This is a genomic window from Reyranella sp. (assembly GCF_050185545.1).
Lineage (GTDB): Bacteria > Pseudomonadota > Alphaproteobacteria > Reyranellales > Reyranellaceae > Reyranella.
Genome location: NZ_JBFWZI010000324.1, coordinates 1 through 4,875 on the forward strand (window position 1 = coordinate 1; position 4,875 = coordinate 4,875).

General features: G+C 65.9%; 4 protein-coding genes. All 4 read left to right on the forward strand.

The annotated features are described in order from the left end of the window. On the forward strand, positions 1-1,172 hold a 1,172-nt coding region (locus tag AB7O82_RS37315; RefSeq protein ID WP_428621806.1), incomplete at its 5' end, for an O-acetylhomoserine aminocarboxypropyltransferase/cysteine synthase family protein. Positions 1,173-1,236: 64 nt separating this feature from the next. Beyond that, the gene (locus AB7O82_RS37320; protein WP_428542787.1) at positions 1,237-2,571 is read left to right on the forward strand and encodes a Rieske 2Fe-2S domain-containing protein; all 1,335 of its coding nucleotides are present in this window, start codon (positions 1,237-1,239) and stop codon (positions 2,569-2,571) included. Continuing rightward, a complete protein-coding gene (locus tag AB7O82_RS37325) occupies positions 2,571-3,908 on the forward strand; it encodes a Rieske 2Fe-2S domain-containing protein (RefSeq protein WP_428542790.1) in 1,338 nt (445 codons plus the stop codon). Before AB7O82_RS37320 ends, AB7O82_RS37325 begins: the two co-directional genes overlap by 1 nt. Positions 3,909-3,968: 60 nt before the next feature. After that, positions 3,969-4,571 carry a glutathione S-transferase family protein gene (locus tag AB7O82_RS37330; RefSeq protein WP_428542793.1) on the forward strand — a complete coding sequence of 201 codons (603 nt, stop codon included), beginning with the start codon at positions 3,969-3,971 and terminating at the stop codon, positions 4,569-4,571. Positions 4,572-4,875 lie beyond the last annotated feature (304 nt).

Below are 4,875 nucleotides of genomic sequence, written 5' to 3' on the forward strand. Positions count from 1 at the left end.
ATGCCGATCACGCGGCAGCCCTGTTCAACCTGCAGACCGTGGGGTTCATCTACTCGCGGCTCACCAATCCGACCAACGCCGCGCTCGAGACAAGGCTCGCGACCCTGGAGGGCGGGCGCGGCTGCACGGTCACCTCGTCCGGCCATGCGGCGCAGGTGCTGGCGCTGTTCTCCCTGATGTCGTCAGGCGCCCAGATCGTCGCGTCGTCGCGGCTCTACGGGGGCTCGCTGCAGCAGATGCGCAACACCTATCCAAAGTTCGGATGGAAAGCCGAGATCGTCGACGCCGACCAGCCGGAAAATTTCAAGCGGGCGGCAAATGAGAACACGCGGGCCTTCTTCATCGAGAGCCTGGCAAATCCGGGCGGCGTGGTGAGCGACCTCGAGGCGATCGCGCGCATCGCCGAATCGGTCGGCGTGCCGCTGCTGGTCGACAACACCCTGGCCACGCCGTACCTGTGCAAGCCGATCGACTACGGCGCGACGCTGATCGTCCATTCGACCACCAAGTTCCTGAGCGGCACCGGCACATCGATGGGCGGCGCGGTGGTCGACTCGGGCAAGTTCGACTGGACGCGCGGCGGGAAGTTCCCGAGCCTCGCGGGGCCCGAGCCCGCCTATCACGGCCTGAACTTCTTCGAGACGTTCGGCGACATGGCCTACACCTTTCATAGCCATGCCGTCGGCCTGCGCGACCTCGGCCCCAGCCAGGCGCCGTTCAATTCGTGGATCACCATGCTCGGCATGGAGACGCTCGGCCTGCGCATGGAGCGCCACTGCGCCAACGCGCTCGCCGTGGCGCGCTTCCTCGAGACCCATTCGGCAGTGGCTTGGGTCAACTACGCCGGCCTGCCCTCCAACAAGTATTTTGCGCTCGCGCAGAAGTACCTGCCCAAAGGCGCGGGCTCGGTGTTCACCTTCGGCGTCAAGGGCGGCTACGACGTGGGCGTGAAGGTGGTCGACAATGTCGATCTGTTCTCGCATCTCGCCAACATCGGCGACGCCAAGAGCCTGATCATCCATCCCGCCTCGACCACGCACCGCCAGCTCACCGACGAGCAGCGCGTCGCCGCCGGCGCAGGTCCCGACGTGCTCCGTCTGTCGATCGGCATCGAAACGGTGGACGACATCATCCGCGATCTGGCGCAAGCTCTCGAAAAAGCGACAGTGTAATGGGGCCAGGCGTTCGGTAAGGAGTCAGGGTGATGGTGCAGGCTCTCGACAAGGCGATGGTGCGATGCTGAGCAAATCCGACAACGACCTTCTTACCCTGACCGGTCCCGGCGCCCCGATGGGCGACCTGCTGCGCCGCTTCTGGATGCCGGCCCTGCTCTCGGCCGAGCTGCCCGAGCGCGACGGCCCCCCGAAGAAGCTAAAGATCCTGGGCGAGGACCTGCTCGCCTTTCGTGCCACCGACGGCCGGGTCGGCATCGTCGAGCCGCATTGCCCGCATCGCGGCGCCAATCTCTACTACGGACGCAACGAGGAGTGCGGCATCCGCTGCGCTTATCACGGCTGGAAGTTCGACGTCGACGGCAACTGCGTCGACCTGCCGACCTCGCCGCCCGAATCCTCCTACAAGGACACGATCAGGCTCCTCGCCTACCCGACGCGCGAATGGGGCGACATGATCTGGGTGTACATGGGCCCGCGCGAGCACATGCCCGAGCTGCCGCAGCTCGAGCTGGGGCTGCTGCCCGCGGCACAGCGCTATGTCACCAAGAAATGGCAGGACTGCAACTGGGTGCAGAGCGTCGAGGGCGCGATCGATACGGCGCACTTCACGTTCCTGCACGCCGTGCTGGCCAAAGACGAATCCGCGGCGCGCGCCGCGCTGGCCAAGGCGGCCATCGCCGACCAGTCGAAGCCCGACGATCGCATCCGCTGGATCCACAACGACTCGCGGCCGAAATTCACCGTCCGTGGCCATGATGCCGGCCTGCTGATCGGCGCGGCGCGCAAGACCGACGGCGCCGATCTCTACTGGCGCATCTCGCAGTTCCTGATGCCCAACCACGCCTACACGCCGACCGCGTTCCCGGGCGAGATCTACTACGGCCAGTGCTGGGTGCCGGTCGACGACGTGTCGTGCTGGATCTACACCTACTCCTGGAATCCAGACCGACCCTTCAGCAACTCCGAGCGCGCCAAGTTCGACGGCGGTTTCAACGTCCATGCCGAGGTCGACGCCGACTACATGCCGCTGCGCAATCCACGCAACGACTACCGCCTCGATCGCCAGGCGCAGAAGACGGTGAGCTTCACCGGCATCGAGGGCGTGAGCGAGCAGGACGCCGCCATCCAGGACAGCATGGGGCCCATCCAGGACCGCACGCGCGAGCATCTCGGGCCGACCGACGTTGCCATCGTCGAGTTCCGCAAGCTGCTGATGAGCAGTGCCCGCGCCCTGCGTAGCGGTGAGGCCCCGAAGGCAGCGGGCAAGGCGGCCAAGTATGCCGTGCGTGCCGGCGGCTGGGTCGCCGCACCGGACAAGGATCTGGTCGCGGTCATGACCGAGCGCTTCGGCCATCGCGACGGTTATGTCGGCAACCACTACGGGCTGGGCGACTGATGCTGAGCAAGGTGGACAACGAGTTCCTGACTCGGAGCGGCCCCGGCACATCGATGGGCCACCTGCTGCGCCGCTTCTGGATGCCGGCCCTGCTCTCGGCCGAGCTGCCCGAGCGCGACGGCCCACCGAAGAAGATCAGGATCCTGGGCGAGGACCTGCTCGCCTTCCGCGCCACCGACGGCCGGGTCGGCATCGTCGAGCCGCACTGCCCGCATCGCGGCGCCAATCTCTACTACGGGCGCAACGAGGAGTGCGGCATCCGCTGCGCTTTCCACGGCTGGAAGTTCGACGTCGACGGCAACTGCGTCGACCTGCCGACCTCGCCGCCCGAATCCTCCTACAAGGACACGATCAGGCTCCTCGCCTACCCGACGCGCGAATGGGGCGACATGATCTGGGTCTACATGGGCCCGCGCGAGCACATGCCCGAGCTGCCGCAAGTCGAGATGGGGCTGGTGCCGGCAGCGCAGCGCTACGTCTCCAAGAAGTGGCAGGACTGCAACTGGGTGCAAAGCCTCGAGGGTGCGATCGACACCGCCCACTTCTCCTTCCTGCACAAAGTGCCGACCCAGGACGAGAAGACCAGGCTCGAGATCTTTCGCAGCACCTCGGCAATCGGCGCCGGCCAGGAGTTGCAGGACCGTATCCGCTGGGTGATGGACGACCCGCGACCGAAATTCGCGATCGCCGGCCACGATACCGGGCTGGTCATCGGGGCGGCGCGCAAGACCGACTCCGCCGACAGGTACTGGCGCATCTCGCAGTTCCTGATGCCCAACCATGCGCTCGTCCCGGTCGCCTTTCCGGGCGACGTCTATCACGGGCAGTGCTGGGTGCCGGTCGATGACGTGAACTGCTGGATCTATACCTACAGCTGGCTCCCCGACCGGCCGTTCACCAATTCCGAGCGCGAGAAGTACGCCAGGGGCCTCAGCCTGCACGCCGAGGTCGATGCCGACTACGTGCCGGTACGCAACATCCGCAACGACTACATGCTCGACCGCGCCAAGCAGAAGACGGAGAGCTTCACCGGCATCATGGGCGTGAGCGAGCAGGACGCCGCGATCCAGGACAGCCAGGGGCCGATCCAGGACCGCACGAGCGAGCATCTCGGCCCGACCGACCTCGGCATCGTCGAGTTCCGCAAGCTGGTGATGGGCGCTGCGCGGGCTCTGCAAAATGGCCAGGAGCCCAAGGCGGCGCGCGGCGCCCGGCACTACGCCGTGCGTGCCGGCGGCTGGGTGGCGCCACCCGAGCGCGATCTCGCCCAGGTCATGACCGAGCGTTTCGGCCACCGGCACGGCTATGTCGGAAACGAGTACGGGCTGGGGGATTGAGTTAGACCGTCGGGCGGCGCTGGATTATCGTCCGACGCCGTAACGGCGGGGAGACATTCGGTGACGATCAAGATCTATGGCCCATCGGCTTCTCGGGCATCGCGCGCACTGTGGATCGTGCACGAGCTCGGCATCCCGTTCGAGCATATTGCTGTCGAGATGAAGGACCTGAAGAGCCCCGAGTATCTCAAGATCAATCCCAACGGCAAGGTGCCGACCCTGGTCGACGGCGACTTCAAGCTGTTCGAATCGATGGCGATCAATCTCTACCTCGCGGAGAAGCACGGCAAGGAAGGCTTCTTCCCGGCGAGCGCCGAGGATCGCGCGATCTGCACCCAGTGGAGCTTCTGGGGCATGACCGAGGTCGAGAAATCCCTGCTCACAGTCCTGATCGACATGTTCATGACGCCGCCCGACAAGAAGAAGCCCGAGGCGGTCGCAGAGGCGCTGAAGGCGCTGCCCAAGCCGTTCGGCGTGCTGAACGGCGCGCTCGAGGGGCGCGAGTACCTGCTGGGAACGAAATTCACCGTGGCCGACCTGAACCTCGCCTCGATCTGCAGCTGGGCCAAGCCGATCAAGTACGATTTCGGCCCCTTCCCCAACGTCCAGGCTTGGCTCGACCGCTGCCTCTCCCGGCCGGCCTACAAGGCGGCAAGGAAGTAATCCTTCCTCCCCAGCTTCGCTGGGGAGGTGTCGCCGTCATACGGCGACGGAGGGATCATGGCTGGGAGCGCGCCACTCCGATGGCGCTCATAGGCGGTGCAATCGACAAGAAGTGGGCCTGCTCCGGTTTTGTGGAGGGTTATGGAGTTGGGAACGTGGTGAATGGTGTGGCGAGCGACAGTCCTCCTTCAAGTGTGAAGTTCCTTTGTTCGGCCCCCCGCGGAGCCCGTTCCTTCGTCCCGGCCCGCAGATTTTGCAGGCCGGCGCGCGCGGCGGCTGTCAAGGCCGCGCCCGCTTGGGCGCG